Below are 25,368 nucleotides of genomic sequence, written 5' to 3'. Positions count from 1 at the left end.
ATGCCGACCGACCCGACCGCCGTCGCCGTCCCGCGCGTCGAGATTCGCGCCCTCAGCGGCGAGCGCGCGCTCATCACGACCCCTGACGGCGCCTCGTTCACCGTTGACGTCGCGCCCGACGCGATGCTGCGCCTCGTCGACGCCCTGGCCGGGCACCCCTCGCCGCTGCTGCCCGCCGACTGGGCCGAGGCCGCCGCCGACCTGCGGGCCGTCCTGGAATCCGGCGGCGCGTTCGCCGCGCCGGAACCGGCCGGACTGCTCGCACCGCCTGCGGCCGAACCGGTCTGGGAGCCGGGCGACGAGTCCGAGGCCGAGCCGGGCGATCCGCTGCTCCTGGGCGACCCCGCCGCGGTCGACGCCCTGCTCCAGGCCCTGCGCGCCCGCGGCCGCACCGCCCGCAGCATCGACGCCGCCGACTGGCAGCGGGTCATCCACCGCGCGTTCCGCACCGGCGAACTCCTCGTCCACTGCGTACGCGGCGGCGACGAGGCCACGCTGGCGCTCTTCGACCGCCACTGCGCCGACGCCCGCACCCCCTGGGTCGCCGTCGAGGTCGCCCGCTCCGAGATCTGGGCGGGGCCGGCCGTGACGCCCGGCGTCGGCGCGAACTACGAGGACTTCGCCGCCCGGCGGCTCGCCGCCGCCGTCGACCCCGCGGCGCACCGCGCCCTGCGGACCCCCTCGCTCACCGGCGACTGCGGCCTCGCGCCGCACGAGATGGGCCGAGCGTTCGAAGCCCTCGCTGCACTCCTCATTGGTTCCACACAGGACGATGACGCGACCGGCCTGGACGGCGACACCGCCGTCCACATCACCACCGCCGGCGAGACTCGCGCCCACCCGGTGCTGCCGCTTCCGGGCAGCGTGATCGGCTCGACCCTCCCGCACGACCCGGCCGACCTCGTCGACCCCGTCTCCGGCCTCGTGCAGCGCACGCGCTTCATCGCCCACCACCCGAGCGTCCCGCCCGCGCTCGCCACCGCCCAGACGGACGTGGCGAACATGCGCCTGATCAGCCGGTGGGCCAACAACACCTCCTGCCAGGGCTCGGCCTTCGACGACCCCGGGCAGGCCGCCGCGAGCGCCGTCGGCGAGGCCGTCGAACGCTACTGCGGCAACCTGCTCGACACGCTGCCGGTCACCTACGGGTCCTATGCGGACCTGCGCAAGGGCGCGGTGCGCGTGCTCGATCCCGAGGACCTGGTGCTGTACTCCGATGAGCAGTACCGGACCGAGGGCTTCCCCTTCGCGCCGCTGACCCGCGACCTCGACGTCCACTGGGTCCCCGGCCGCTCCCTCACTCGCAATGAAGCGGTGCTGGTCCCGGCCAGCATGGTGTACGTCAACTGGTTCACCGCCGGGTACTCGGCCGCGCCCGTCACCAACTTCTGCCCCTTCGCGGGCATCGCCGCGGGCCCGAACCTCGAGTACGCGATCGTCTCCGGCCTCGAAGAGGTCATCGAGCGGCACGCGACCATGGTGTGGTGGATCAACGGGCACCCGCTGCCCGCCAGCGAGTCCACTGCGGACTTGTCGCGGCTGTGGGACGGCGTCGATCCTGCGCACGGCCAGCGTCCCTCGATCATCATGCTCGACAACGAGTTCGGCGTACCGGTCGCCGCCGGGGTCCTCCACAACGACGTCGACGCGTTCGTGAACGTCGGCTTCGCCTCCCGCCACACCCCCGAAGCGGCGGTGGCCAAGGCCTGGACCGAGGCGCTCACCCTCCAGGAGGGCACCCGCGACCTGGCCGACCCGCGCGGCGCGCACTGGGCCGCGATGCGCAGCGGCGAGCTCAACAGCCGCTCGTTCAAGCCCTGGCGGGCCGACCGCCGCTACCTCGACGACTACCGCGAGGACATGCGCGACTGCGACGACCTCATGGTCCAGCAGCAGGTCTTCCTCGACCCGCGCTCGATCGAGCGCATGGCGCACCTGCTCGAGCCCGGCGCGACGCGGCCGCTAGCCGCGACGCCCTCACTGCCCGAGCGCACGGTGGACGCTTATCGCGCGGCCGTCGAGGCCCGCGGGCTCGAAGTGATCGTCGTCGACCTCACCACGCCCGACATCGCCTCGACCGGGATGGCCGCCGTCCGCGTCATCGTGCCCGGGACCGTGGGGAACGCGCCCGCCGCGTTCCCGTTCCTCGGCAAGGGCGCGCTCCAGGACCTGGCCGTCCAGAACGGTTGGAGCACTTCGCCACTGGCGGAGTCGGAGCTCAACTACTTCCCGATTCCCCATGCCTGAGACGCCGCTCTGGGTCTACGGCCTCGGCGACGAGTCGCTCGTCGTCGCGGGGGACGGTTCGCGGTGGATCGTCGGCGCCGCCCCCGAGGTCCTGCTGGGCCCGGACGGCGCCGACGTCACCGCCGAACTCGCGGCCGCCGCCGCACCGGTCGTCCCGCCGGAACTCGACCGGGACGACCTGGTGCTCGACTCCTGCGAGGCGCTGCTCGCCGTCGCGACTCCGCGGACCGTGGTCTGGCCCTTCGCCGGACACTGGCACCGGATGCGCCTCGCGCCCGGCGACGCACCGGCCGCCGTCGCCTGCCTGCGCGCCACCGTCGCCGACCCGGATCACGCCCAAACCCTTTGCGGCCCAGCGGCATCGGGTCCATCGCTCAAAGCCGGGACCGGCCGCCTCGACCCGCCATCGCCAGGCGTACTCACCCGCTGGGAACCCCGCACCGGCACCTGGGAACCCCATCGGCTCCGGCCCGCGCCGGCCGTCGATCCGCTCACGGGCGTCGTGCGGCGCATCGCCGCCCGGCCGCCCGACCCCGCGCTTCCGCCCGGCTTCAGGCACCTCCACGCCGAACTGCCGCATCTCGCGAGCATCGACGCCCGCTTCCAGGTCGACGCCCTCGCCCCGGCCGGGACGTTCGACGAGGACGACGAGGCCGCAGTCCTCTCCGGGGTCGAGCACTACTGCGGCGCGTACTTCGGCCAAGGCGAGCCCCGCCTGGCCTCCCTCACCGAACTCGAAGGCGAGCAAGCGGTCGCGATCACCGACTGGGAACCGCACGACCCGGAGCTCCACCTTCAGCCCGGCTTCCCCTTCGCAAGATGCGACGCCGACAGTCCCCTGTGGTGGCTCGCGGGGGAGGAGCGCGGCAGGCGCAGCTGGGTCCCGTTGAGCCTGGTCCACGTCGGCTGGTTCGAAGCGGGCCTCAGCCCGGCCCAGGTCTTCCACGGCCACAACTTCACCGGCATGAAGGCCGGCCGCACCCTCGCCGAGGCCGCCGAGCGGGCCTGCGCCCACGTGGCCGCGCACGACGCGGTCGCCGTCTGGTGGCACGCGGGCCGCGACGCGAGACTCCCGGCGGCCCCCGTGCCTGAGAAGCTCCGCAGTGCTTGGGGCGCAAGCCGACTCGAACTCCGGCTCCTGCAGGTGCCCTCGACCGCCGGCGTCCCGGTCCGCCTCGCGGTCGTCGACGACCCCGCATGCGACCTCGTCTCCCTCGGCTTCGCGGCCCACCGCTCCAGCGAACGCGCCGCCGAACTCGCCGTCGTCGAAGCCCTCATCCAGCACGCCTCCGCGCGCGACCTCGACTCGCCCGACAGCCTGATCCGCCACGCCGAAGCCCTCGGCAACGGCGCCGTGGCCGGCCTCGCGCCGCACGACCCCGAACGCCGCTACTTCGACGCCTTCGGGCCCGGGTTCCGCGGCCTGATCGACCCGATGGGCCACGTCCAGCTCGGCCTCGATCCCCGCGTGGCCGCGCTCGTGCGGGACCGCACGACCCCCGGCGATCCGAAACCGCAAGCGCCCGAACCGGACTCGATCCGATCCGCCCTCGAACGCGACCACCGCGTCGTCATCGTGGACGCCACCGCCGACCGCGTCGCCGAAGCGGGCTACCGCGTCGTCCGCGCCATCGTGCCGGGCCTCGCCCGCGTCCAACCGGCCGCGTTCCCCCTCGACCCGCGAACCCGCCTCGCCTCCGCCGCCGCACGCCTCGGCTGGAACGCCCCGGCCGAAACGACCCCTTACCCCGGCTGGTGAGGCACCGGGTCCGACCGGAAACACCGCTCAGGTCACAACTGGCCGCTCGGCTAGCCGATTTTCGGCAATCACTGTCATCATCTTTCACATGTCGACGCTCGCGGCCCCGCCCAAGCCGAAACGGGTGCCGCGGATCGCGCCGCATCCGCCCACCGGCCGCCCCGGGATCCTCGACGGCGCCGCCGCCCCCGAGGACGAACCGCTCAAGGCCATCAGCGGACCCCGCATCATCGTCGGCACGGCGTCGTTCTCCGAGCACCTGAACGCGATCCGGTGACCACCCTGCACCAGGCTCCGCGTCAGGAGGCGGCCCCGAGCGAGGCGCGGCTGTGGGCCGAACTGTGGCCGCTGCTGCTGGCCTCGGCCGTCAGCCTCCTCCCGTTCACCGTCTACTCGACGTTCCTGGTGCCCATCAGTGAGGGCGCAGGCGGCGACGTGGCCGCCGTCGGCGCCCTGCGCGGGCTCGGCGGCATCACCTCGCTCGCCGTCGGCGTCGCCGCCGCACCGCTCCTGGAGCGGTTCGCGAAGCAGCGCGTCAGCGCCTTCGCGCTCGCCATCCTGGCCGCCGGTTCGCTCGCCGCGCTGCACGGCAGTTTCACGGCGCTCACCGTCTTCTGCGCCGCGATCGGCACCGCCACCGCGATCCTCGTCCCCGCGCTCCTGGCCTCGGCCGCCGACCGGTACGACGACGACGCGACCTCCGGACGCGCCGCCACCCTCGTCTCCGCGACCCAGGCCCTCGCGGCCGTCGCCGCCGGGCCCGTGATCGGCGTCGTCGCCGCGCAGACCGGCTGGCGCGGCGCCCTCGTCATGACCGCAGCCCTCGCCACGGTCCTCGCGATCGGGTTCGCCCTCCACCCCGACCGCCACCGGCCCCCGGAACGCCCGGAGCGACCCCCGGGCTACTTCGACGCGTTCCGGCGGATCGCGGGCCGCCGCATCCTGCTGGCGCTCATAGCGGCCGCCTCCCTGCGCACCGCCGCGCTCATGGGCTGCCTGGCCTACATGGCCGCCTGGTACGACCACGCCTTCGACCTCGACGCCGCCGTGTTCACCCTGGTGTGGACCGTGAGCGGACTGTCGTTCTTCCTCGGCAACTACTTCGGCGGCCGCTGGATCGCCGGCACCTCCGACCAGCACCGGGTCGGCCTTGTGCTTCTCGGCGGCGTCGTGACGGCGATGGCCGGCCTCGTCCTGCTCTTCGCCGCACCCTCGCTCGCGCCCGCCGTGGTCGGCACCGGTCTCCAGTCGGCGGGCCACGCCGTCACGGCCGCGGCGATCACCGCGCTCATCATCCGCCGCGGCGGCCCGGTGCGCTCGGCCGCGCTCAGCGTCAACGCCGCCGCGATGGCCTTCGGCACCTTCGCCGGAGCGAGTCTCGGCGGCGCGGGCCTGGCGCTCTTCGGTTACACAGGCATCGCAGCGGCGCTGGCAATGCCGCTCGTCGCGGCGCTCGCGATCGCCGCAGTCCTGGCCTGGCGCACCAGGCCGCAGCGCTCGTGACGCGATGGCCTTCGACGCCTTCGACGCCTTCGACGCCTTCGCAGGCACCGCAGCGGCGCGGCCTCGCGTTCTTCGGCCCCGGCCATCGCACCGGCTCGGGCGATCCGCTCCTCACCCGGCGCGACAGGCCGCAGGAGGCTCAGCGACCGTAGCGCGATTCGAGCCAGGCTACGGCGAACGCCACCACGTCCGGCGCCTCGACGAGCACGCTCTCCGCGCGGCCGATCAGTCCGCGCCGCCCTGCACCAGTCGCGAGATGGTCCTCCACGACCAGCCGGAAGTAGTCCTCCGGCAGGCCCTCCACGACCGGCTCGCTCGTGTCGAACTCGGTGCACACCCGCCAGCGCACGCCGTCCGGCGTCGCAAGCGGGTACTCGACCGTGATGCGGCGCTTGCCCGGGAGCACCGCCAAGTGCTCGGCGTGGTGCAGGAGGGTCATCGTGTCGAGCGGCGCGCCGACCATGAGCACCCGCCCGCCGGCCGCCACCAGGCGCGCGAACGGCGAGCCCTCCCCGTAGCCGTAATCGAGCGGATGGCCCGCCGTGAAATCCTCGGCGCGGGCGCCGACGGCCGCCACCGAGGCACCCGGATTCGCGCTGCGTCGCACGCCTTGACGAGTGCCGATCACGGACGCCAGCACCCCGTGGTCGCGCGCCGGCCGGGCCGTCGCCGGATCGAAAGGCGGCACGTGCTCGCGCAGCTCCCGCGCCACCCGGCCGTCCTCGTCCCACACGTCGACGCCCAGCTCCCAGTCCTGATAGCTCAATACCGTCCCTTTCGGACCGATCACGTCGAACAGGGCCTCCACCAGCGCATCCGGACCGCCCAGCACCGGCCCCACACGCCCGAAAGCCGCGTGCACCATCACCGCATCGCCCTCGACCAGGCCGATCCGGCGCAGATCACCGGCCAGGCTCGACCGTGTCAGCACCTCGGGAATGTCACTCATCCACTGAGCTTAGCGAGCTTCTCGGCGGCGTCCGTGCCCTCGATCGGGGCGAGCCACAGCAGGCGCTGGCCGCCGTCCTCGGTGAAGAGGTGGTGGCATTCGAGCTCGATCCGGCCTATCGCCGGATGGACGAGGCGCTTGCGGTCGAACCGGCGCACCGCCACGTTCCAGGCCCCCCATACCCGCGCGAACTCCTCGCTGCGGTCGAGCAGGTCGGCGATCATCTTCTCCGCCTCGGCGGCACCGCCCGCGAGGGCGCGCCGAGCGACGGTGGCCCGCGTGTCGGCGACGAACGACTGCGCGTGGCGCTCATGGTCCTCGGCCGGGTAGATCGCCCGCGCGGACGGGTCGGTGAACCAGCGGTAGACAGTGCTCTGGGCGTAGCCCGGCTCGCCCACCGGGTCCAGTTCGCCGAGCAGCTCGGCCGCGAGGCGGTTCTGCGCGAGCGGCTGGAGCAGGTCGGTCATGATCCGCGCCGGCGTCCCGTCGAGGCGTTCGAGCAGCGCCAGCAGCGACGGGTCGGTCTCGCGCGACGGCTCGCCCGGCGGCGGGGCCGGATGCCCGGCCAGGTGGAACAGGTGCGCGCGCTCGTCGCCGGTGAGGCGCAGCGCCCGGGCGAGCGCCAGCAGCATCTGCACCGAGGGCTGCACGCCGCGCCCGCGCTCGAGCTCGATGTAGTAGTCGATCGAGGCGTTCGCGAGGAACGCGACCTCCTCGCGGCGCAGGCCGGGCACGCGGCGACGCGGACCGGCGGTCAGCCCGACGTCGCCGGGCCGCAGCCGGTCGCGGCGCGAGTGCAGGAAGGCGGCGAGTGCAGAAGCGTCCACCCTGCAATCATCCACGCCCCGGCGGCCCCGGGCGAGCGGCCAAGAGGGGGGTCGGCGACCCCGGGGTCAACGCAACCGCGGCTGACCTCGGCATTCGGGGTCACGATGGGTGCCACACCTCGAATGAAGGAGCACCAATGAGCATCGACAACGGCACTCGCGTCGCCATCGTGACCGGCGGATCGCGCGGCATCGGCCGCGCGGTCGTGCGGCGTCTCGCCGAGCAGGGCTACGCGGTCGTGGTGGGCTACGCCGGGAACGCCGACGAGGCCGCCGCGGCGGTGAAAGAGGCGGTCGCCGCCGGAGGCCGGGCGCTGGCGTACCGGGCGGACGTGGCCGACGAGACCGCCGTCGCCGGCATGTTCGCCGAGGCGGAGAGCCGGTTCGGCGGGGTCGATGCGGTCGTGAACGCCGCCGGGCGCATGGCGCTCGCGCCGGTCGCCGACATCGACCTGGACGAGATGGACGCCTTGCACCGCACCAACATCCGCGGTGCGTTCGTCGTCGCCCGCGAGGCGGCCCGCCGCGTCCGCCCGGGCGGGTCGATCACACTGTTCTCGACCTCCGTGATCGGCACCGCGCTGCCGACGTACGGCGCGTACGCCGCCAGCAAGGGCGCGGTGGAGGCCCTGACCATGGTGCTCGCCAAGGAGATGCGCGGTCGGGACGTCAACGTCAACACCGTCGCGCCCGGACCGACCGCCACCGAGCTGTTCCTCGAAGGCAAGAGCGACGAGCTCGTGGACCGGCTCGCGAAACTGAACCCGCTCGAGCGCCTCGCCGAGCCCCGCGAGATCGCCGAGGTCACCGCGTTCCTCGCCACGCCCGCCGGTCACTGGGTCAACGGCCAGGTCGTGCGCGCCAACGGCGGCATGGTCTAGACACGGCGAAAGGCGGAGGCGGCGAGGCCTGCCCCCGCGGGTCGCGCCTGGGAGCGAACCGTCGCGAGTGGCGCCCGACGCGGCCGCGCCTTCGACGCCGCCTCGCGACGTGCGCAACGGGACCCGGCGCAGCGCCGGGCCCGCTTCGCGGGCCGGATCAGCCGAGCGCGCCCAGCAGCTCGCGGCACGCCTGCTCACAGGCGCGGCACTGCTGCGCGCAGTACTCGCAGTGCGGCATGTGCGCGTGCTCCGCGCAGAGGTCCCCGCAGGCCTTGCAGGCCGCCGCGCAGGCCTCGAGCATCGTGCGGGTCAGGTTCGCGTCGTACCCGGTGTGCCGCGAGAGCACCTGCCCGGTCGCGAAGCAGATGTCGGCGCAGTCCAGGTCCGAGCGGATGCACTTCACGAGCATGGCGACGTCGTCCTCGCTGAGGCACGCGTCGGCGCAGGCAGTGCACGCCTGCGCGCACGAATAGCAGTCCTGGATGCACTCGGCGAGCTTCTGCCGGTCGATCCCGCCCAGGTCCGCAGGATAGGCCTGGAGCATTTCAGTGGCGATGATGGTCATGGCGGCATCCCTTCGATCAGGCGAACTGGGCCCTCCGGGTACCCGGCCGCCTCGGGAGTAAGCGGCACCCGCCGCGTCACCGACCCGACCGGCGGTCGCCGCCGGCCCGCACCCGGATGGCAGCATGGGCACGTGCCAGCCAGTACACCCGTCCTCCCGCCGGTGCGATGCGCCGCGGCGGTCGAGACCGAGCGAGCCGCGACGCCCTCCGAGACCGTCGCGCCCGACGTCCCGTGGATCACCCTCGTGCACAACGACCCGGTCAACCTGATGAGCTACGTCGCGTACGTCTTCCAGTCGTACTTCGGCTACTCCGAGGCGAAGGCGAACCAGCTGATGCTCGACGTCCACAACAAGGGCCGCGCGGTCGTCTCCAGCGGCACCCGCGAAGAGATGGAACGCGACGTGCAGGCCATGCACGGCTACGGCCTCTGGGCCACCCTGCGGCAGGACCGCTGATGAGCCGCTACTTCACAGCCGAGGACGGCGGCGCGGCCGCGTCCTTCGACGAGCTCGAGGCCGGGCTGCTGCGCGCCTACGCCGAGCAGATGCTCGAACTCATCGACGCCCGCGAGGGCACCGGCGCCACCGCCGAGGACCTCATCGCCTCGGCCTTCCGCGAAGGCCCGACCGAGCGCCCGGACGACCCGGCGCTGGCCCGGCTCTTCCCCGACGCCTACACCGACCTCGGTCCCGACGGCGACGCGCAGGCCGCCTCCGCGGAGTTCCGCCGCTACACCGAGGACGATCTGCGCGCCCGCAAGCGGGACGACGCGCAGGCCGTGATCCGTTCGCTCGAGGCGCTCGCCCCGGAAGGGCGCCGGCGCAAGACGCTGCGCCTGAAGCCGGACGAGTGCCGCCAGTGGCTCGGCGCCCTGAACGACCTGCGGCTCGTGCTCGCGTCGCGGCTCGAGATCGTCGACGAGGAGGATTTCGAGGCGCTGATGGACCTCGATGACGACGACCCGCGCGTCCCGCTCGTGTACTCGTACGGGTGGCTGACCACGTTGCAGGACACGCTGGTCGAGGCGATGATGCGGTCCCTCTAGCCTGGGCGTTTGCGGGCCGATGCGGGGGCGGAGGCGGCGCGGACGGGCATAGGGGATGCCCCTTACCCACCCGCTGTCCGCCTCCGACCAACCGAAAAGGACACCCTCCCACAAGGGTCCGACACTTTCGCGAATCCCCAGCTCAGGGGGATCGGCGGAGGCTCCGAGCCGCATCGGCCGAGGCTCGGAGTGCTCGGAGCCGCATCGGCGGAGGCTCGGCGCCGCCTCCGCCGCGGCCTACTCCTTCACTGCGAACTACTCGTCGGGGACGAAGTCGCCCGCCAGGGCGAGGATCTGGACCGCCGCCTGGCCCCACTGGGCGATCTCGTTGGTCGCGATCGAGTACCAAGTGGTCGGGTTGAGCGTCTCGGTCACGTTCGTGGCCTCCCGATCCGGGTTCGGGCGGATCTCCCAGGACTTGAGCGGGTTCCGGAAGCGGTGCCAGGCGTGCTTCGCCTGCGACTCGTCGCCGGTGCGCAGGTACACGAACGCGTTGGCGCGCGCGTAGCAGTAGATGAACAGGTCGGCGAACCTGCCGCCGTACTCGGCCTCCTGCTCCGCGCTGGTGGCGGTGTAGAAGCGGGAGTACCGCAGCCACTCCTCCTCGAATTCGGGCATGTCCACTTGCAGGGTCAGCTCGTTGCAGATCTCGATGCGGCCGAACGCGTTGCTGAGGTTGCTGCGCTCGACCACCGGCGCGGTCGCGATCTGGAATCGGCCCGTGTCCATGTCGTAGAGTCCCGACCCCTGTGCGAACCCGCTGGGCTGGGCCGCGATCGTCTCCATCGTGCCCAGGACCTTCTGGCGGCACGCCTCCCAGTCGGGGCCGCGCCGCTCCCACTCGGCCAGCCATCCCGACACGAGCGCGCCCCAGTCGGTGCCGAAGCCGATGCTCAGGGCGTTCCGATCGGGCACGTACTCCTCGTCGGGGTTCCGGATCTTGCGGATCGGGTCGAGCGTCAGGAAGGTCTCCTCGCTGTTCGCGAGCAGGTGCAGCAGGTCACCGGTGTGCTCGTCGGCGGTGAGGTAGTAGTGGTACCGCCGGTAGTTGGCGTTCGAGATGCGGACCTGCTTGGCCGAGTCTCCCCAGTGCTGGACGTTGTGCCTGCTGCCGAGCCCGGCCCACGGACCGAGATGGTACGTGTTGACGTCGCTGGTCTTGCGGGTCATGGCCTCGGCGAAGCGGAAGACGTCGGCGCGGTTGGTGTGGAGGTACTGCTGCCACAGCCACATGTCGGGCGAGATCTCGGAGTTGTCCCACGCGTAGCCGCCGATGTCGTACCGCCAGGTCTTGCGGTCGTCGTCCTGGGTGTGCATGACGTCGCCGTAGTCCCAGAATCCGTACCAGTGCCGCTCGTCCTGCTGCGCCCGGTAGTAGTCGAAGAAGAAGTCGAGCGAGTCCTCGACCTCGGCCTTCACCGGATGCGTGCGGTCGACCGGTCCGAACAGGCCGCCGAAGGCGCCGGCCGCGGCCATGTGCTCGGTCGGGGCGATCACCTGCGGCTGGGCGCGGACGACGTCGGCCATGCTCCCGAGCCGCTCGCGGCTCGGCGTGGTCTCGGTGACCCAGAACTGGAGTTCGGTGGTGCGGGCGACGCCGTAGGCGCTCCCGAAGCCGGGCTCGTAGTCCTCGTAGGTGACCTCGAGGGCGTCGAGCTGCTTCGCGTAGGTGTCCTGGCCCATGCCGTCGTGGTAGAACCGCGTGTCCATCGGCTGGGCCTCGGGCGACCACATCCACACAGTCACCGTCGCCTCGTCGGTGTGGGCGCCGCGGATGTCCAGGCCGGTGGGGTGGCGCTGCCAGAAGTCCTTCATGCCGAACCCGAATCCGCCGGAGACGCCGCCGACGTAACCGAACCCGGACGCGCGGCGGCCCTGGTCCACCGGGACCCAGCCGTAGCCGCTCTTGGTGCGCTTCTTGATCGCGTAGCCCTCGCTGTTGAGCTGGGAGAGCGAGTAGTCGCCCCAGTTCGGGATCCAGTGGAGGCGCGTCGTGACCCGCTGGTCCCAAGTGGAGGGGTCAGGGAGCGCCTTGCCTGCGATCTGGGCGGCGCGCACGGCCCCGCCGGGGTCGCGGCGCAGGCCGGTGATGCCCTTGACGGCCTCGGTGAGCTGGCCGTGGCCCTCGCCCACGAACCGCACGTGCCGGTTGTAGTGCTCGTCGGTGAGTGCGACCTTGAAGCGCACGCCGAGCCCGGCGATGAAGGCGTCGTCGCCGTCGGAGTCGTGGATGAAGGTGTGCACCATGCGGAAGGACTCGCCGCCGGCGTAGAAGTACAGGCGCACGGTGAACGGCAGCCAGGTCTTGCCGCGGCTCTTGCGGTGGTTGCCGGTGATCTTGACGACGGCGCGCACGGGGCCGTCCTGCTCGACGACGACCTCGTCGATGTCGCTGGTGTACCGGTCGCGGCTGACGGAGCCGGTCTCGGGGTCGGGGGCCTCGTCCTGGGTGATGTTGACGAGGTGCCCGCCCTTGACGAGGGTGCGGTCGCCGCGCTTGATGTGCTTGACGAGGTCGGTGCCCTTCTTGCCGATCCGGGCGGTGATGACGCCGGTGTTGACGTCGATGTGGTTCTTGGACTCGGAGACCGAGACGGCGAACGCGGGGGCCGCCGGCGCGCCGGCGGTGAGGGTGAAGGTCTCGGCGGTCGCGGCCGGGCCGATCGCGTGGCCGGTCCACTTGAGCGAGCCGTCCGGCCAGTAGGCGAGCGGCCAGGTCTGGACGGGCACCGCGGCGCCGCCCTCGGCGGTGAGTTTGAACTGCTGGTCGGCGGGGAACCGGCCCGGTCCCCACGGGACGCCCCAGGTGGAGCCGGGGGACTCGGTGGGCTCGCCTTCGAGCCAGCGCAATTCGACCGAGTCGGGTCCGGCGTCGTCGGCCGCCTCGTCTTGGGCGTGAGCGGGGGTGGATTCGAGGAAGGCCGCGGCGGCGGCGATCCCGGCGGTGGTGGCGAGAACGCCCCGGCGGCTCACGCCGCCGGGCGGTTCCTCGGTGAGCGCGCGCGGCGCTGCTGCCGGTGAGGAGTCGGTCATCGTGCCTCCAAGGGCAAAAATCGACGTCGAGGAGTAAACCGTTTTAACATCGGAATGGTTTAATATAGCCATGCGTCGATGCCTAGTCAACCGGCTGCGGATCAGCCGACCGACGTGGGCACGCTCATGGTTTTGATGGCGACCCCCTGCACCGGCGCGCAAATCAACAGGCATGATTGAGGCAATCATGGAAACGTTTACACGCAAGGTGCCCCTGCGCCGCTGGGCAGCCGGAGCCGCCGTGGCCCTGCTGGCCGCGGTCGGGAGCTTCACCGCGAGCGCCGCACCCTCGCACGCGCAGAACGGCAGGTACGAGGCGGAGCAGCCGCCGGCCGCCTGCGACGGCACGATCGACACGAACCACTCCGGGTTCTCCGGGACCGGATTCTGCAACACCCCCAACGCCGTCGGCTCGGCCGTCGCCTTCACCTTCAACGCACCGCAGGCGGGCACCGCGACCATCGAGGTCGGCTACGCCAACGGCGGCAGCGACACCCGCCCCGCCGACATCCAAGTCAACGGCTCGACGGCGCGCAGCGCGGTCGGATTCGCGAACACCGGCGCGTGGAACGCCTGGTCCGCCAACACCGTCACCGTGCCGGTGAACGCCGGCGCCAACACCGTGCGGCTCGTCGCCACCACCGCTTCGGGCCTGGCCAACATCGACTACCTCGACGTCGCCATGGGCGGCGGCCCGACGCAGGGCTCCCGCCCGATGGAGGACCTCGACCGCGGCGTCGTGGCGGTGCGCAACGGCAGCAGCGTCCTGGTCAGCTGGCGACTGCTCGGCCTCGACCCCACGGGCATCGGCTTCAACGTGTACCGGTCGGCCGGCGGCGGCAGCGAGGTGAAGCTCAACTCCAGTCCGCTGACGGGCGGCACCAACTACCTCGACCGCGCCGCGAACCTGTCCCAGGCCAACACGTACCGGGTCGCCCCGGTCGTCGGCGGCGTCGAGCAGGCGCGGAGCCCCGGGTTCACGCTGACGGCCAACCACGCCGACGAACCGGCCGTGCGCATCCCGCTGCGCAACGGCGGCCCGATCAACTTCACCTGGGTCGGCGACCTCGACGGCGACGGCGACTACGACTACGTGGTCGACCGCCAGACCTCCCCGCAGAAGATCGAGGCCTACTCCAACGAGGGCGTCTTCCTCTGGGAAGTCAACATGGGGCCCAACAGCACCGACCAGAACAACATCGAGGGCGGCTCGGCCACCATCAACGTCGGCCACAACGACGGCGTCACGGTTTACGACTTCGACAGCGACGGTCGAGCCGAAGTCGCGGTCAGGATCGCCAACGGCGTGACCTTCGGCAACGGCGTCAGGTTCAACCACGCCAACAACACCGAGCAGTTCATCGCCATCCTCGACGGACGGACCGGCGCACTGCGCGACTCGGCGAAGGTGCCGACCGACTACCTCTCCGACGGCCCGATGTACGCCCGGTTCGCCGCCTGCCACCTCGACGGCGAGCAGGCGAGCCTGGTCGCCTTCATGAAGAACCGGGTCGGCAGCGGCGGGTTCAACCTCATGGTCTCCGCCTGGGAGTTCGACGGCACCAGTGTCGACATGCAGTGGAAGTGGCTGCGCGGCAACGGGAACCACCCTGACGGGCACAACAGCCGCTGCATCGACGTCGACGGTAACGGCACCGACGAGTTCGCCGAGATCGGGTTCGTCCTCAACGGCGACGGCACCCTGCGCTACTCGCTGGGCAGCCAGGGCATCGTCCACGGCGACAGGTTCCACATCGCCGACATGGATCCGAGCCGCCCGGGCCTGGAGGGCTACGGCGTGCAGCAGGACAACCCGAGCGGGCTGCGCGAGTACTACTACGACGCCGCGACGGGCCAGATGATCTGGAAGCACACCCGCAGCGGCACTGCCGACGTCGGCCGCGGCATGGCCGGTGACGTCGACCCGCGGCACCCCGGCATGGAGGTCTGGTCGTTCGACGGCCTCTACAACGCCCCGACCAACCGGCTGACCGAGCCCGACACCAGTCTGCGGCCCTACCCGCAGATGGGCCTGTGGTGGGACGGCGACATCACGATGGAGCTGTTCAACAGCGGCAAGATCGAGAAGTGGGATCCGAGCAACCCGACCCCGACCAACAGCGCGCCGCGGCTGGAACTGACCACGGGTTACGGCGGGGTCCTCGGGCCGCGCAGCCAGCCCACGCTCCTCGCCGACGTCTTCGGCGACTGGCGCGAGGAGGTCGTGCTCCCCAACAGCTCGTACAACCAGCTGATCATCTTCACCACCGACCGGCCGAGCGACATCCGGCTGTACACCCTGGCGCACAACCCCGCCTACCGGAACGACATGACCGTGAAGGGCTACATGCAGTCCCACCACGTCGACTACTTCCTGGGCGCGGGCATGAGCACGCCGCCCCGGCCCGACATCACCTACTGACCGAACCGCCGCCGCCCGCCACGAGCGGGCGGCGGCGGCCCACTGCAACGGAAAGCGCTAGCCCTGTGACCTCCCCATTGCGGGCCTTCGGGCCGCTCGAACCGACCTTCACCGGCTGGCGCGAAGCGGCGGTGGCCCTCAGCCGGCCCGCCGTCGCACTCGCCGCCCGCGGGCCGGACGAGATGCCGGTGACCATGTCGAACCACTCCCACGAGGAGAACTGGTTCGAACTGCTCACCCGCCCGCTCTGGGGCCTCGCCCCCGCCAAGGACGCCGTCCCCCGCGACCTCTGGGACACCCTCGCCGCCACCCTGGCGCGCGCCCTCGACCCCGGCGACGACTGGTACATCGGCGACCCCGGCCCCCGCAGCCAGCGCTGCGTCGAGTCCGCCGCGGTCGGCTGGGCCCTCGCCACGGCCCCCGAACACCTCTGGGACCCGCTGCCGCCCAAAGCGAAAGACCGGATCGCCGCCTGGCTCTCCCGCGCCTACGCCACCGAGGTCATCGACAGCAACTGGCGCTTCTTCCCCGTCCTCGCCGGACACGGCCTCGACCGCATCGGCGTCGAACGCGACCCCGCGATCGCCGCAGCCCACCTGAAGCGCCTGGGGGAGTTCCACCTCGGCGACGGCGCCTACGAGGACGGCCCCGGCAACCGCGTCGACTACTACAACCCCTTCGCCTTCCACACCTACGGCCTCCTCCACTACCGCATCAGCGGCGACGACCGCTTCGTCGCGCACGCGGCCGCCTTCGCCAAGCGCTTCCGCTCCTGGTTCGCCGCCGACGGCTCGGCCGTCCCCTATGGACGCAGTCTCGGGTACCGCTTCGCGCAGGGTTCCCTGTGGGGCGCGCTGGCCGCCGCCGACGTGGAGGCGGTGCCGTGGGCCGAGGCCGCGGGCTTCAGCCGCCGCCACCTCGCGTGGTGGTGGGACCAGCCGATCCTCGAACCCGACGGGCGCCTCAGCATCGGCTACGGCTACCCGAACGACGCGCTGGTCGAGCAGTACCTCACGGCCGGGTCGCCCTGGTGGGCCACGAAGGTGTTCACCGGGCTGCTCGCCGGCCCGGACCATCCGTTCTGGACCGCCGCGGCTGCAGTGCCGGGGCCGTTGAGCGAGCCGCACCCGCCCGCGCGCGCCGTCCACGTGCGCGACACCGGCGGCCACGTGACGCGCCTGAACGGCCAGGCGTGGCGGGCGATGATGCGCGGCGGCAAGGACACGTACGGCCGCCTCGCGTACTCCTCGCTCGCCGGCTTCTCGCACTCGGTCGACGGGCCGGGCCTGGAGTCGGCCGCTCCCGATGGGGCCCTGGTGTTCTCGGAGGACGGCCGGCACTGGCGCGGCCGCGAGGACTCCGACGACGGCGTCGTGGGCACCGACGGCACGGTCGCGATCACCTGGCGGCCTTGGAACGACGTCACCGTCACGACCACCCTGGAGGCCGCGCTCGACGGCTGGCACGCCCGCACACACGAGATCGTGACCGCGCGCAGGCTCCACACCGGCGAAGGCGGCTGGTGCGTCCCGCGCGACGGCCACGAGGTCGCGGTGGCGAACGACCGCATCGCCGTGGTCTGCCGGGGGATCCGCAGCGAGCTCGTGGACGACGGCGGCAACCGCTGCGCCGGGCTGATCGCGCCGATGCCCGGTACCCACCTGTACTGGCCCGCAACGGTACTGCCCGTGCTCACGGGCGTGATCGAACCCGGTCGGCACGTGCTCCGCGCCCGGATCTACGCAGGGGAGGACTGAATCGCCGCCGAAGCGCCTTGACAGCCTTGGAAAACGCAATCTAAGGTGACACATCAAAAGTTAAAACGATTTAACAATCTGGAGGCGACCCCCGCTCGCTTCCGACCCCTCCCCTCACCACCAGAAGGAGTGCATCAATGTCGATCCACAATCCCCTCCGCCGCCGGAGCCTCCTCGCCGGCGCGACCGCCGCCGCAGCGCTCGGCGCGACGGCCGCGTGCGGCGACGACAATCCGACCGGGACCGCCGAGGACCCGGTCGAGATCGGCTTCGAATGGTGGGGCGACGACGCCCGCGCCGAGGTCACCAAGCAGGCCGTCGAACTCTTCATGCAGAAGAACGAGGGCATCAAGGTCCAGATCAACTTCGCCGACTACCCGGCCTACTGGGAGAGCCTGACCGGCCGGATGGCCTCGCGCGACCTCCCCGACGTCTTCCAGATGGACTACCCGCGCCTGCGCCAGTTCGGCGCCACCGGGATGCTCCTGCCCCTCGACGGCGTGGTCGCGACCGACGACTTCCGCGACGGCGTGCTCGACACGGCCGAGCTGGACGACCAGCTCGTCGCCGTCCCCGTCGGCAGCAACATGTTCGGCCTCATCTACCGCCCGGACTGGTTCGCGGAGCACGGCATCACGCCCCCCGAGGCCGGCTACACCTGGGAGGACTACGGCACCCTCATCACGCAGGTGAGCGAGGCCCTCGGCGAAGGCAAGTGGGGCGGCGCCGACTGGGCGAGCTCCTACCTGCTCATGGAGCTGTGGCTGCGCCAGCAGGGCGCCGCCTTCTACACCGACGACGCCGCGGCCCTGGCCTTCACGAAGGAGCAGCTCGTCGAATGGTGGTCCTCGACCACCGAGCTCGTCGCCTCGGGCGCGATGCCCCCGCCGGACGTCGTCGCCGAAGCCACCGCGCCCGGCATCGCCGCCGGCGTGATGGCGACCGAGCTGCGCTGGGACACGGCGATGAGCGGCTACTGGAAGTCCGTCGCCGACAGCGGCGGCACCCTCGCCCTCGCCCCGCCGCCCTCCGCGGACCCCCAGAACCTCGGCCTCCACCTGCGGCCCTCCGTGCAGTTCGTGATCGCCGCGAACTCCGAGTTCCCCGAGCAGAGCGCCAAACTCATCGAGTTCATGCTCTCCGACCCCGAGGCCGCCGCGATCCTCGGCACCAACCGCGGCATCCCCTCGACGAAGACCGGCCTCGACAGCGTCGAGATCGACGAGGCCTCGCAGGTCGTGCTCGACTACGAGGCCACCGTCGAGCAGTACCTCATCGAGGCCCCCGTAGTGCCCCCGGCCGCCGCGGGCGCGATCGAGGCCAAGTTCACCGAGATCTACGGCCAGGTCCAGTACGGCGAGATGACCCCGGCCGAGGCCGCCGACCTCTTCTTCACCGAGGCCGAGACCCTGTTCCAGAGCGAGCAGTAGCCACCGGACTGGTGGGGAGCGGCCTGAGGAGGACCGCTCCCCACCTCGCTCCCGTTGCGCGAGCGGCGCATCGACGCCTCGCTAGACTCGGCCGATGCATGGCGAGCGAACATCCCGGCCGACCGCGCTCATCACCGGTGCGGCGGCCGGTATCGGCGCGGCCTTCGCCAGGGCGCTCGCGGACGAGGGGTACCGGCTCGTCCTCGTGGACCGCAACCATGAAGGGCTGCAATCATTCGCGGCATCGCTCGATGCCGACACAGAGACGATGACTGCGGACCTCGCCGACGAAGCCGACCTCGCCCGGGTGGAGGAGCGCTGCCGTTCCGGCCTGGACCTGCTCGTGAACAACGCCGGATTCGGCCACCCCACGGAGTTTCTGGAGACCTCGGCGGCGGCCGAGATCGCGATGTCGCGGGTGCACATGGAAGCCGTCCTGCGCCTCACGATCGCCGCCCTGCCCGCCATGATCGAGCGCGGCGGCGGCGGTGTCGTCAACACCGGCTCGGTCCTCGGGTTCTTTCCCAGCTCGACGTACTCGGCCTCGAAAGCATGGGTCATCAACTTCAGCCAGTCCGCGCACACCAAGGCGCGGCCGCACGGCGTCCACGTCACGGTGCTGTGCCCGGGGTTCACGCACACCGAGTTCCACGACAACGCCGGGATGAACATGGCGAGGGTCCCGGCCTTCCTGTGGCTGGACGCGGACGCCCTGGTCAAGGAGGGGCTGCGGGACTGGCGCAGGGGCCGGGCCGTCAGCATCCCCGGCTGGCACAACAAGGTCATCGCGGCCCTCGCCCGCCTGCTCCCGATGCGCCTGATCCTCCGGATCCATGCGGGCGGCCGGAAAGGCTCGATGGCGGTGCGCGAAACGGCCTCGGACCGGTAGCCCTGGCAGGGCCCCGCCGGGCCCCGAACTTGACATGCCCGCATCGACCGGGAATCATGGTTTCTGTAACCGTTCTTGAAACTGTTTAACCGAGGTGAATACTTTGGCGCGCAAAGCGAGTGCTTCCGGCGGCGGGACGCGCCACACCACCATCCGCGAGGTGGCCGAACGGGCCGGCGTCTCCGTGGCCACCGTCTCGCGCATCCTCTCGGGCACGTACCCCGCCGCGCCCGCCACCCGCAGCAAGGTCATGCGCGCGGTCGAAGAGCTCGACTACGTCGCCAACCACCACGCCCGCGCGCTCCAGGGGACCACCCGCAAGAGCATCGCGATCATCGTGAACTCGGTGATCTCCCCGCACTACGCCCATGTGGCCCAAGGGGTCCAGACCCAGGCCGCCGAGGACAGCCGCCTGTGCCAGATCGGCACCACGGGCGGCGACGCCGAACGTGAGCTCGCCATGGTCCAGTTCATGCGCGAGCAGCATCCCGAGGCCGTGATCCTCGTCGGCAACGTGAACGCCGACGCCGAGTACCGCGCCCGGATGAGCCGGTACGCGCACGCGCTCGCGGCCATCGGCTCCCGCCTGGTGCTCTGCGGCCGGCCCCCGCTCGGCCCGGACGTGCCGGCCGTGGTCGTCGAGTACGACAACACCGGCGGCGCGTTCGCGGCCACGAGCCACCTGCTCTCCAACGGCCACAAGCGCATCCTGTACCTGGGCCGCCGCGCGGGCTACACCACGGCGGATGCGCGGATCGAGGGCTACCGCAAGGCCCTCGCGGCCTACGGCGCCGAGCACGACCCGGGCCTGGAGGTCGACGGCACGTTCGAGCGGTTCGAGGGCTATCGGATGATGAAGGAGCGCCTGGCCGCCGGGCCGCGCGACTACACGGCGGTCTTCTCCGGCAACGACCAGATCGCGGCGGGCGCGCGACAGGCCCTCATCGAGCACGGCCTGCGCGTGCCCGAAGACCTCTCCATGGTCGGCTTCGACGACCTGCCCCCGGCCGCCGACATCGACCTCACCACCGTCTACCAGCCGCACGAGGAACTCGGCCGGACCGCGGTGCGCCTCGCACTCGAACACGCCCGCCAGGGCGGCCCGCCCCCGCACACGGTCCTCGGCACCCACCTCGTGCTCCGCGGCTCGGTCCGCCCGCTCGTCGAGAACTAGCGGAGAGCGCAAGCACCTCCTGCCGGTCGGCTGCGCGCGGCAGCTCGGGTGGGGTACCGCCGGTCCGCTCGCTCGTTGCGACCGAGCGGCCGGCCGTTCGCGGACCGGCGCTGGGCCGCGATCTCGCGGCGAATGAGCCCCCGACTCCGGCTCGGCGGCATTCATCGCGACGCCTGGTGCGCTCGCGAGGCGGTCGCCCGGATCTCGTCCGCATAGGACTCCCACATCGCGGGCGGGATGTCGTGGCCGACCCCGGGGACGATGACGAGCCGGGCTCCGGCGATGGCCTTTGCGAGGTCGCGGGCCGCCGCAGTGCGCAGCAGCTGGTCGGCCTCGCCGTGCATCACGGTGACCGGGAGCCGCAGCTGCGCGAGGCTGCCGCCCTTCCAGTGGGCCCCGAGCTGGCGGCCCATGCTCTTCGGGTCCCGCACGCCGCTCACCTCGTCCTTCTCGATGCGGGCCAAGGCCTCCGCCTCATCGAACGGATGGCCCGGCGACGCGAGCGCCCGCGAGACCGCCATCGAGAGGGCGATGTCGCCTTCGCGCGTCTCGGGGAACTTCAGGCGCGCCATCTTCGCGACGAATCCGAAGCGGATGTACCGCAGCAGCTTGAGACTCCCGGCGTCGCTGGAGACCGCGGCCGAGGAGACGAAGCTGCGCACCCGCTCGGGGTGGCGCAGGGCGATGCGCTGCACCCGCAGGCCGCCGTTGGAGTGGCCGAAGAGGTGCGTCGAGTCCCAGCCGAGGGCGTCCATGACGGCCGCGGCGTCGTCCGCGATGTCCTCGCCGGTGTAGGCGGGGACGCGCTTGCGGAAGAGCGCCGTGACGGGAGCGGCCGTGGTCTCGGGGAAGTGCGTGGACTGCCCGGCGTCCCGGTTGTCGAAGGACGCCACATGGAACCCGCGTTCGACGAGGGCCGCGATGAGGCCCGGCGGCCACCAGAAGCGGCTCACCGCCGAGCCCATGACCAGCAGCAGTGGTTCGCCGCCCGCACCGCCGTGGTCCTCGTAGGCGAGATCGACGGCGCCGTTGCGGGCGTAGCCGGTGGGGGACTGGCTCATGGCTCCTCCTCGGAGTTCGCGAACGCTGTTCTCGAACTATAGCCTTCGAGTACACTGTTCGCAAACACCCGGAGGAGTGACATGACCGACGTGATCTGGCTGCGACCCGAGCGCGCCGCCACCGGCCGCCCCGCCGCGCACGACCGCGCCGAGATCACGGCCGCCGCGATCAGCGTGGCCGACCGCGGCGGCCTGGACGCGGTGTCCATGCGCAGCATCGCGGTCGAGCTCGGCACCGGCGCGGCCTCGCTCTACCGCTACGTCTCCAGCCGGGACGACCTGCTCGACCTGATGATCGACGCCACCGCCGCCGAATGCCGCCTCGAGCCGCCCACCGGCGACCCCGTCGCCGACCTCGTGGCCGTCGCCGAGGGCCTGCACGAGGTCATGATGCGCCACCCCTGGCTCCCGGAACTGGCGGTCACGCGCCCGGCCCTCGGCCCCGGCGGCATCGCGGTGCTCGACCACGTGCTCGCCGTCCTCGCCGACCACCCCGGCGACGCCACCGCGAAGCTCGAGGTCTTCGCCCTCCTCAACGCCCTCGTGGCCACCTTCGCGCGCAACGAGCTCGCCGCCGCCGACCAGTCCCGGCGGGCCGTCGCGTACCTGAGCCACGTGGCCGCCGGCGGCGAGCGCCCGCGCATCTCCGCACTCTTCGACGAGCTGTCCACAGCGGACCCCGATCCGCGGGAGCGCCGCGCCACCGCGCTGGCGGCCCTCCTCTCCGGCCTCCTCGGCTGAAGGCTGCGCGCGCAGCGCCTGGGCGGCACGCACGCCTGCAGGCCGTCGCGGGTTCAGCGTGACTTCCGGATCGACCGCTGCACGAGCTGCCGCACGCCCGGCAGGGTGATGGAGCGCATCATCATGTCGCTCATCCAGACGTGGAACGCCGTAGGCGGCGCGAACCGGGCGATCCCCCTGCGCGCCAAGGCCTGCCGTTTCGCGACCTCGGGGCGCAGCCCTGACTCCCAGTCCGCGAGCGCCGCGGGGATGTCGGCATCACGCCGCTCCAGAACCTCGCCGAGCGCATCCGCGCCCGAGAGCGCCAGTCCCGCACCGTATCCGGCGAACAGCGTCACGCACCAGGCGGCGTCGCCGAGGAGCACGACCCGGCCGTCGCTCCACGAGTCCATGCGGATCTGGCTCACCGAGTCGAAGTACACGCCGCCGGGATCCTCCCGGAGCTGGTCCAAGGCATCGGGCACGCCGCCGCCGAGGTCCCCGAAGGCCTCGCCGAGCGCCGCGACCGGCCCGCGCGCGAGGTCCGCTTCGCCGTCGGCGCTGCGGTACGTGAAGAACGCCGAGGACCGGCCGGGGCCGAGGTTGATCACGGCCGCGGTGCGGTGCGGGCCGATGAACGTGGTGCCGCTGCCCTCGGCCAGGTCCTGAGGCACTGTGCGCAGCGGCAAGGCGCCGACCATGTGGTCCAGGTCGACCCGGAACCGGGACTCCTCGCCGAAGACGAGCCGCCGCACGCTCGAATGCAGGCCGTCCGCGCCGATGAGCAGGTCCGCACGTTCGCGGGAGCCGTCGCTGAGGGTCGCGACGACGCCGTCCGCCTCCTGCTCGACGACGGTCACCGTCGTGCCGAAGCGGAACTCGGCCGTGTCCTCGACCGCCTCGAACAGCACCGTCTCCAGGTCGCCCCGGAACACCGACATCGCCCGCGCGCCCTGCGCGGCCTCCACGATCGCCTGCGGCACAGTGAATTTGGCGCTGCCGTCGGCCCGCACGAGGATCGACGTGAACGCGCCGAGGTCGCGTTTCGCCAGCGCGGGCACCAGGCCCAGCCGCTCGACCGCGTCGTAGCCGCCGCCGATCAGGTTGAGCATGTACCCGCTGCTGCGCCGAGCGGGCGCGCGCTCGACCACGACCGCGCGCCACCCGGCCCGGTGCAGCCGCAGCGCCGCCGCCAGCCCGGCGACCCCCGCCCCGACTACGACCGCCGTGCGCATCCCGTGCTCCGCCATTGACGCCTCCTTGGTTTGAACAACTGTTCATCAGTATGAACGATTGTTCAAACTGGCGACGGGGCGCCCCGCGCCGCCCGCTACACTGGGCCCGTGCCAAGAGGAGTCGCCATCCCCGAGCCGCGGCAGCAGCTGTTCGCCGCCGCCGAGCGCGTGATCCTCCGCGACGGTCCCGGCAGACTCAGCGGCCGCGCCGTCACCACCGAAGCCCGCGTCGCCGCCGGACTCCTCTACGCCCACTTCACCGACCTCGACGACTTCCTCGCCGCCTACGCCGTCGACCGCTCCTTCGTCGTCATCGCCGCCGCCGGCCACCTCACTGCACGCGCCGGCACCGGCGACCCCGCCGCCAACCTGTGCGACGCCCTTCTCGCCATCCCGCGCGACACCCTTGCCGCCCTCGCCCGCCTCCAGATCCTCCGGCCCGACCTCGCCCAGCGCGTCCACGACGTCCTCGGCGACGCCACCGCCCTCGACGCGATCGAGCAGGCCGCCGCCGCGTACCTCGCCGCCGAACGCGACCTCGGCCGCCTCGCCGCGGGCACCGACCCCGGAGCGGTCGCGCTGGCCCTCACCGGCACCCTCCACCACCTGGTGCTCACCGGTGACCTCGACCGACTCCGACCGGCGATCACCGCGCTGGTCGACGCAACCGCGAACGAACGGAGCGGCAATGACTGACCTGCACCCGGAACGACCCCCGCGCATCGGCATCGACCGGCCCGGCTCGTTCAGCCGCTCGGTCTTCCACGAGCGCCACCCGGTGCTCATCGCGAACCTCATCGCCGACTTCCCGTACCCGCCGCGCATCCGCGCCCGGCTCGAGGCCCTGCTCGAGGAGACCCTCCACGGCACCGTCCCGCCCGAGGTCCCGCCCGGCCCGAACCAGGCGTTCTGGGCCGCCGAGATCGCCGCGTGCGCCGGCCGGCCCTGGAGCGGCCTGCCGTTCCTGTGGGCCGAGTCGTACTTCTACCGCCGCCTCCTCGACGCGACCGAGTACTTCGACGCCGAGAGCCCCTGGTGCGGCGTCGACCTCTTCGCCCCGCAGAAGCACGCGCAGCTCGCCGGCCCCGAGATCCGGGCCGACCTCGACGCCTACGCCGCGCTCAGCGAACGCGACCGCGCCGAGCGCCGCCAGGCCCTGGTCTACGCGAGCCTCTGGGGCAACCAGGCCGACCTCGGCTTCCGCACCACCACTGACATCGCGGGCCGCAGCGGCATCGTCGCCGACGACAGCGCCGCGATCGGGGACCTCGTCGACGGCCCCGGGAGCGGCCCCGTGATCGTCGTGGCCGACAACGCGGGCCGCGAACTCACCGCCGACCTCGCCCTCATCGACGCACTCCTCGAGTCGGGTCGCGTCGAACTCCATCTCAAACCGCACCCGTACTTCGTCTCGGACGCCACCGGCAGCGACCTCCTCGCCACCCTCGACACGCTCGCCGCCGACCCGAACAAGCCCGTGCAGGCCCTCGCCCAGCGGCTGCGCGACGCGCTCCGCGACGAGACGCTCCGCGTGCGCACCCACGGCTTCTACGCGCTGCCCTCCACCTACCGGCACCTGCCGCCCGGCCTCGCCCGCGACTACCGGGCCGCCCGACTCGTGATCCTCAAGGGCGACTTGAACTACCGCCGCCTCGTCGGCGACCGCGAATGGGACGCCACCACGCCCTTCGGCGAGGCCGCCGCGTACTTCCCCGGTGACGTGGCCGCCCTGCGCACCGCCAAATCGGACCTCGCGGTCGGCATCCCGCCGGCCCGTCTCACCGAGTTGGACAACGCTTCCCCGGACTGGCGGATCAGCGGCACGCACGCCATGATTCAGGTGCTGCACTGAACCGAGGAGGCGACG

21 protein-coding genes are annotated in these 25,368 nt (G+C 72.1%); 15 read left to right on the top strand and 6 right to left on the bottom strand.

The genetic code is table 11. The annotated features are described in order from the left end of the window. From AB0I03_RS06300 to AB0I03_RS06285, 4 genes are all read left to right on the top strand, one after another. Positions 1-2,247 carry a YcaO-like family protein gene (locus AB0I03_RS06300; protein ID WP_360407303.1) on the top strand — a complete coding sequence of 749 codons (2,247 nt, stop codon included), beginning with the start codon at positions 1-3 and terminating at the stop codon, positions 2,245-2,247. Continuing rightward, on the top strand, positions 2,240-4,006 hold the full coding sequence (locus tag AB0I03_RS06295) for a YcaO-like family protein (protein WP_360407300.1): 1,767 nt from the start codon (positions 2,240-2,242) through the stop codon (positions 4,004-4,006). Before AB0I03_RS06300 ends, AB0I03_RS06295 begins: the two co-directional genes overlap by 8 nt. An 88-nt stretch (positions 4,007-4,094) precedes the next feature. Then, complete coding sequence (locus AB0I03_RS06290) at positions 4,095-4,283, top strand: hypothetical protein (RefSeq protein ID WP_360407298.1); 189 nt, start codon at positions 4,095-4,097, stop codon at positions 4,281-4,283. Continuing rightward, complete coding sequence (locus AB0I03_RS06285) at positions 4,280-5,509, top strand: MFS transporter (RefSeq protein WP_360407295.1); 1,230 nt, start codon at positions 4,280-4,282, stop codon at positions 5,507-5,509. The genes AB0I03_RS06290 and AB0I03_RS06285 overlap by 4 nt, the downstream gene beginning before the upstream one ends. 139 nt (positions 5,510-5,648) lie before the next feature. Here AB0I03_RS06285 and aac(3) read toward each other — a convergent pair whose 3' ends face one another. Further along, positions 5,649-6,458 carry an aminoglycoside 3-N-acetyltransferase gene (gene aac(3) / locus AB0I03_RS06280; RefSeq protein ID WP_360407292.1) on the bottom strand — a complete coding sequence of 270 codons (810 nt, stop codon included), beginning with the start codon at positions 6,456-6,458 and terminating at the stop codon, positions 5,649-5,651. Continuing rightward, complete coding sequence (locus AB0I03_RS06275) at positions 6,455-7,285, bottom strand: helix-turn-helix domain-containing protein (RefSeq protein WP_360407289.1); 831 nt, start codon at positions 7,283-7,285, stop codon at positions 6,455-6,457. The genes aac(3) and AB0I03_RS06275 overlap by 4 nt, the downstream gene beginning before the upstream one ends. Before the next feature lie 137 nt (positions 7,286-7,422). Here AB0I03_RS06275 and AB0I03_RS06270 point away from each other — a divergent pair, with 137 nt between their 5' ends. Continuing rightward, positions 7,423-8,166, top strand: a complete 744-nt coding sequence (locus tag AB0I03_RS06270) for an SDR family oxidoreductase (RefSeq protein ID WP_360407286.1) — start codon at positions 7,423-7,425, stop codon at positions 8,164-8,166. A gap of 157 nt (positions 8,167-8,323) precedes the next feature. Here the strand turns inward: AB0I03_RS06270 and AB0I03_RS06265 are convergent, their stop codons facing one another. After that, the gene (locus AB0I03_RS06265) at positions 8,324-8,731 is read right to left on the bottom strand and encodes a four-helix bundle copper-binding protein (RefSeq protein ID WP_360407283.1); all 408 of its coding nucleotides are present in this window, start codon (positions 8,729-8,731) and stop codon (positions 8,324-8,326) included. A gap of 162 nt (positions 8,732-8,893) precedes the next feature. On the opposite strand from AB0I03_RS06265, the gene clpS reads away from it, so the two are divergent. Together clpS and AB0I03_RS06255 are read left to right on the top strand one after the other, a co-directional pair. Then, positions 8,894-9,190, top strand: a complete 297-nt coding sequence (gene clpS, locus AB0I03_RS06260; protein WP_360408116.1) for an ATP-dependent Clp protease adapter ClpS — start codon at positions 8,894-8,896, stop codon at positions 9,188-9,190. Then, positions 9,190-9,780, top strand: a complete 591-nt coding sequence (locus AB0I03_RS06255; protein WP_360407281.1) for a DUF2017 domain-containing protein — start codon at positions 9,190-9,192, stop codon at positions 9,778-9,780. Before clpS ends, AB0I03_RS06255 begins: the two co-directional genes overlap by 1 nt. 255 nt (positions 9,781-10,035) lie before the next feature. Here AB0I03_RS06255 and AB0I03_RS06250 read toward each other — a convergent pair whose 3' ends face one another. Next, positions 10,036-12,813: a Tat pathway signal sequence domain protein gene (locus tag AB0I03_RS06250; RefSeq protein ID WP_360407278.1), complete on the bottom strand. Its 2,778-nt coding sequence runs from the start codon at positions 12,811-12,813 to the stop codon at positions 10,036-10,038. A 187-nt stretch (positions 12,814-13,000) separates the two neighbouring features. Here AB0I03_RS06250 and AB0I03_RS06245 point away from each other — a divergent pair, with 187 nt between their 5' ends. The 5 genes from AB0I03_RS06245 to AB0I03_RS06225 all read left to right on the top strand — a co-directional run bounded on the left by AB0I03_RS06245 (position 13,001) and on the right by AB0I03_RS06225 (position 20,485). Next, positions 13,001-15,235 carry a carbohydrate-binding protein gene (locus AB0I03_RS06245; protein WP_360407275.1) on the top strand — a complete coding sequence of 745 codons (2,235 nt, stop codon included), beginning with the start codon at positions 13,001-13,003 and terminating at the stop codon, positions 15,233-15,235. A 65-nt stretch (positions 15,236-15,300) separates the two neighbouring features. Next, the gene (locus AB0I03_RS06240; protein ID WP_360407272.1) at positions 15,301-16,992 is read left to right on the top strand and encodes a DUF2264 domain-containing protein; all 1,692 of its coding nucleotides are present in this window, start codon (positions 15,301-15,303) and stop codon (positions 16,990-16,992) included. Positions 16,993-17,129: 137 nt separating this feature from the next. Then, a complete protein-coding gene (locus AB0I03_RS06235) occupies positions 17,130-18,422 on the top strand; it encodes an extracellular solute-binding protein (protein ID WP_360407269.1) in 1,293 nt (430 codons plus the stop codon). 94 nt (positions 18,423-18,516) lie between these two features. Beyond that, positions 18,517-19,311 (top strand): SDR family NAD(P)-dependent oxidoreductase, encoded by a 795-nt coding sequence (locus AB0I03_RS06230; protein ID WP_360407266.1) that lies wholly within the window; start codon positions 18,517-18,519, stop codon positions 19,309-19,311. Between the two features lie 103 nt (positions 19,312-19,414). Then, positions 19,415-20,485, top strand: coding sequence for a LacI family DNA-binding transcriptional regulator (locus AB0I03_RS06225; protein WP_360407263.1), 1,071 nt, complete (start codon positions 19,415-19,417; stop codon positions 20,483-20,485). Between the two features lie 161 nt (positions 20,486-20,646). Here AB0I03_RS06225 and AB0I03_RS06220 read toward each other — a convergent pair whose 3' ends face one another. Continuing rightward, positions 20,647-21,546 carry an alpha/beta hydrolase gene (locus AB0I03_RS06220; RefSeq protein ID WP_360407260.1) on the bottom strand — a complete coding sequence of 300 codons (900 nt, stop codon included), beginning with the start codon at positions 21,544-21,546 and terminating at the stop codon, positions 20,647-20,649. 81 nt (positions 21,547-21,627) lie between these two features. Between AB0I03_RS06220 and AB0I03_RS06215 the strand changes: the two genes are divergently transcribed. After that, positions 21,628-22,287 carry a TetR/AcrR family transcriptional regulator gene (locus AB0I03_RS06215; RefSeq protein ID WP_360407257.1) on the top strand — a complete coding sequence of 220 codons (660 nt, stop codon included), beginning with the start codon at positions 21,628-21,630 and terminating at the stop codon, positions 22,285-22,287. Positions 22,288-22,340: 53 nt separating this feature from the next. Here AB0I03_RS06215 and AB0I03_RS06210 read toward each other — a convergent pair whose 3' ends face one another. Further along, positions 22,341-23,516, bottom strand: a complete 1,176-nt coding sequence (locus AB0I03_RS06210; protein ID WP_360407254.1) for an FAD-dependent oxidoreductase — start codon at positions 23,514-23,516, stop codon at positions 22,341-22,343. Positions 23,517-23,609: 93 nt separating this feature from the next. Here AB0I03_RS06210 and AB0I03_RS06205 point away from each other — a divergent pair, with 93 nt between their 5' ends. Together AB0I03_RS06205 and AB0I03_RS06200 are read left to right on the top strand one after the other, a co-directional pair. After that, positions 23,610-24,197 (top strand): TetR family transcriptional regulator, encoded by a 588-nt coding sequence (locus AB0I03_RS06205; protein ID WP_360407251.1) that lies wholly within the window; start codon positions 23,610-23,612, stop codon positions 24,195-24,197. After that, on the top strand, positions 24,190-25,353 hold the full coding sequence (locus AB0I03_RS06200) for a damage-control phosphatase ARMT1 family protein (protein ID WP_360407248.1): 1,164 nt from the start codon (positions 24,190-24,192) through the stop codon (positions 25,351-25,353). The genes AB0I03_RS06205 and AB0I03_RS06200 overlap by 8 nt, the downstream gene beginning before the upstream one ends. Positions 25,354-25,368: the final 15 nt, after the last annotated feature.

Origin of the sequence: Glycomyces sp. NPDC021274, from assembly GCF_040641195.1 — a bacterium.
In the GTDB taxonomy this organism is placed as follows: domain Bacteria; phylum Actinomycetota; class Actinomycetes; order Mycobacteriales; family Micromonosporaceae; genus Glycomyces.
Note: the sequence above shows the minus strand (reverse complement) of the source record. Positions and strands in the feature narration are given on the sequence as shown.

Coding starts and splice junctions, on each gene's coding strand:
- AB0I03_RS06245 (WP_360407275.1), top strand. CDS start 13,001: ATGGAAACGTTTACACGCAAGGTGCCCCTGCGCCGCTGGGCAGCCGGA.
- AB0I03_RS06210 (WP_360407254.1), bottom strand. CDS start 23,516: ATGGCGGAGCACGGGATGCGCACGGCGGTCGTAGTCGGGGCGGGGGTC.
- AB0I03_RS06250 (WP_360407278.1), bottom strand. CDS start 12,813: ATGACCGACTCCTCACCGGCAGCAGCGCCGCGCGCGCTCACCGAGGAA.
- AB0I03_RS06200 (WP_360407248.1), top strand. CDS start 24,190: ATGACTGACCTGCACCCGGAACGACCCCCGCGCATCGGCATCGACCGG.
- AB0I03_RS06300 (WP_360407303.1), top strand. CDS start 1: ATGCCGACCGACCCGACCGCCGTCGCCGTCCCGCGCGTCGAGATTCGC.
- AB0I03_RS06230 (WP_360407266.1), top strand. CDS start 18,517: ATGCATGGCGAGCGAACATCCCGGCCGACCGCGCTCATCACCGGTGCG.
- AB0I03_RS06295 (WP_360407300.1), top strand. CDS start 2,240: ATGCCTGAGACGCCGCTCTGGGTCTACGGCCTCGGCGACGAGTCGCTC.
- AB0I03_RS06255 (WP_360407281.1), top strand. CDS start 9,190: ATGAGCCGCTACTTCACAGCCGAGGACGGCGGCGCGGCCGCGTCCTTC.
- AB0I03_RS06265 (WP_360407283.1), bottom strand. CDS start 8,731: ATGACCATCATCGCCACTGAAATGCTCCAGGCCTATCCTGCGGACCTG.
- AB0I03_RS06290 (WP_360407298.1), top strand. CDS start 4,095: ATGTCGACGCTCGCGGCCCCGCCCAAGCCGAAACGGGTGCCGCGGATC.
- AB0I03_RS06220 (WP_360407260.1), bottom strand. CDS start 21,546: ATGAGCCAGTCCCCCACCGGCTACGCCCGCAACGGCGCCGTCGATCTC.
- AB0I03_RS06270 (WP_360407286.1), top strand. CDS start 7,423: ATGAGCATCGACAACGGCACTCGCGTCGCCATCGTGACCGGCGGATCG.
- AB0I03_RS06215 (WP_360407257.1), top strand. CDS start 21,628: ATGACCGACGTGATCTGGCTGCGACCCGAGCGCGCCGCCACCGGCCGC.
- AB0I03_RS06235 (WP_360407269.1), top strand. CDS start 17,130: ATGTCGATCCACAATCCCCTCCGCCGCCGGAGCCTCCTCGCCGGCGCG.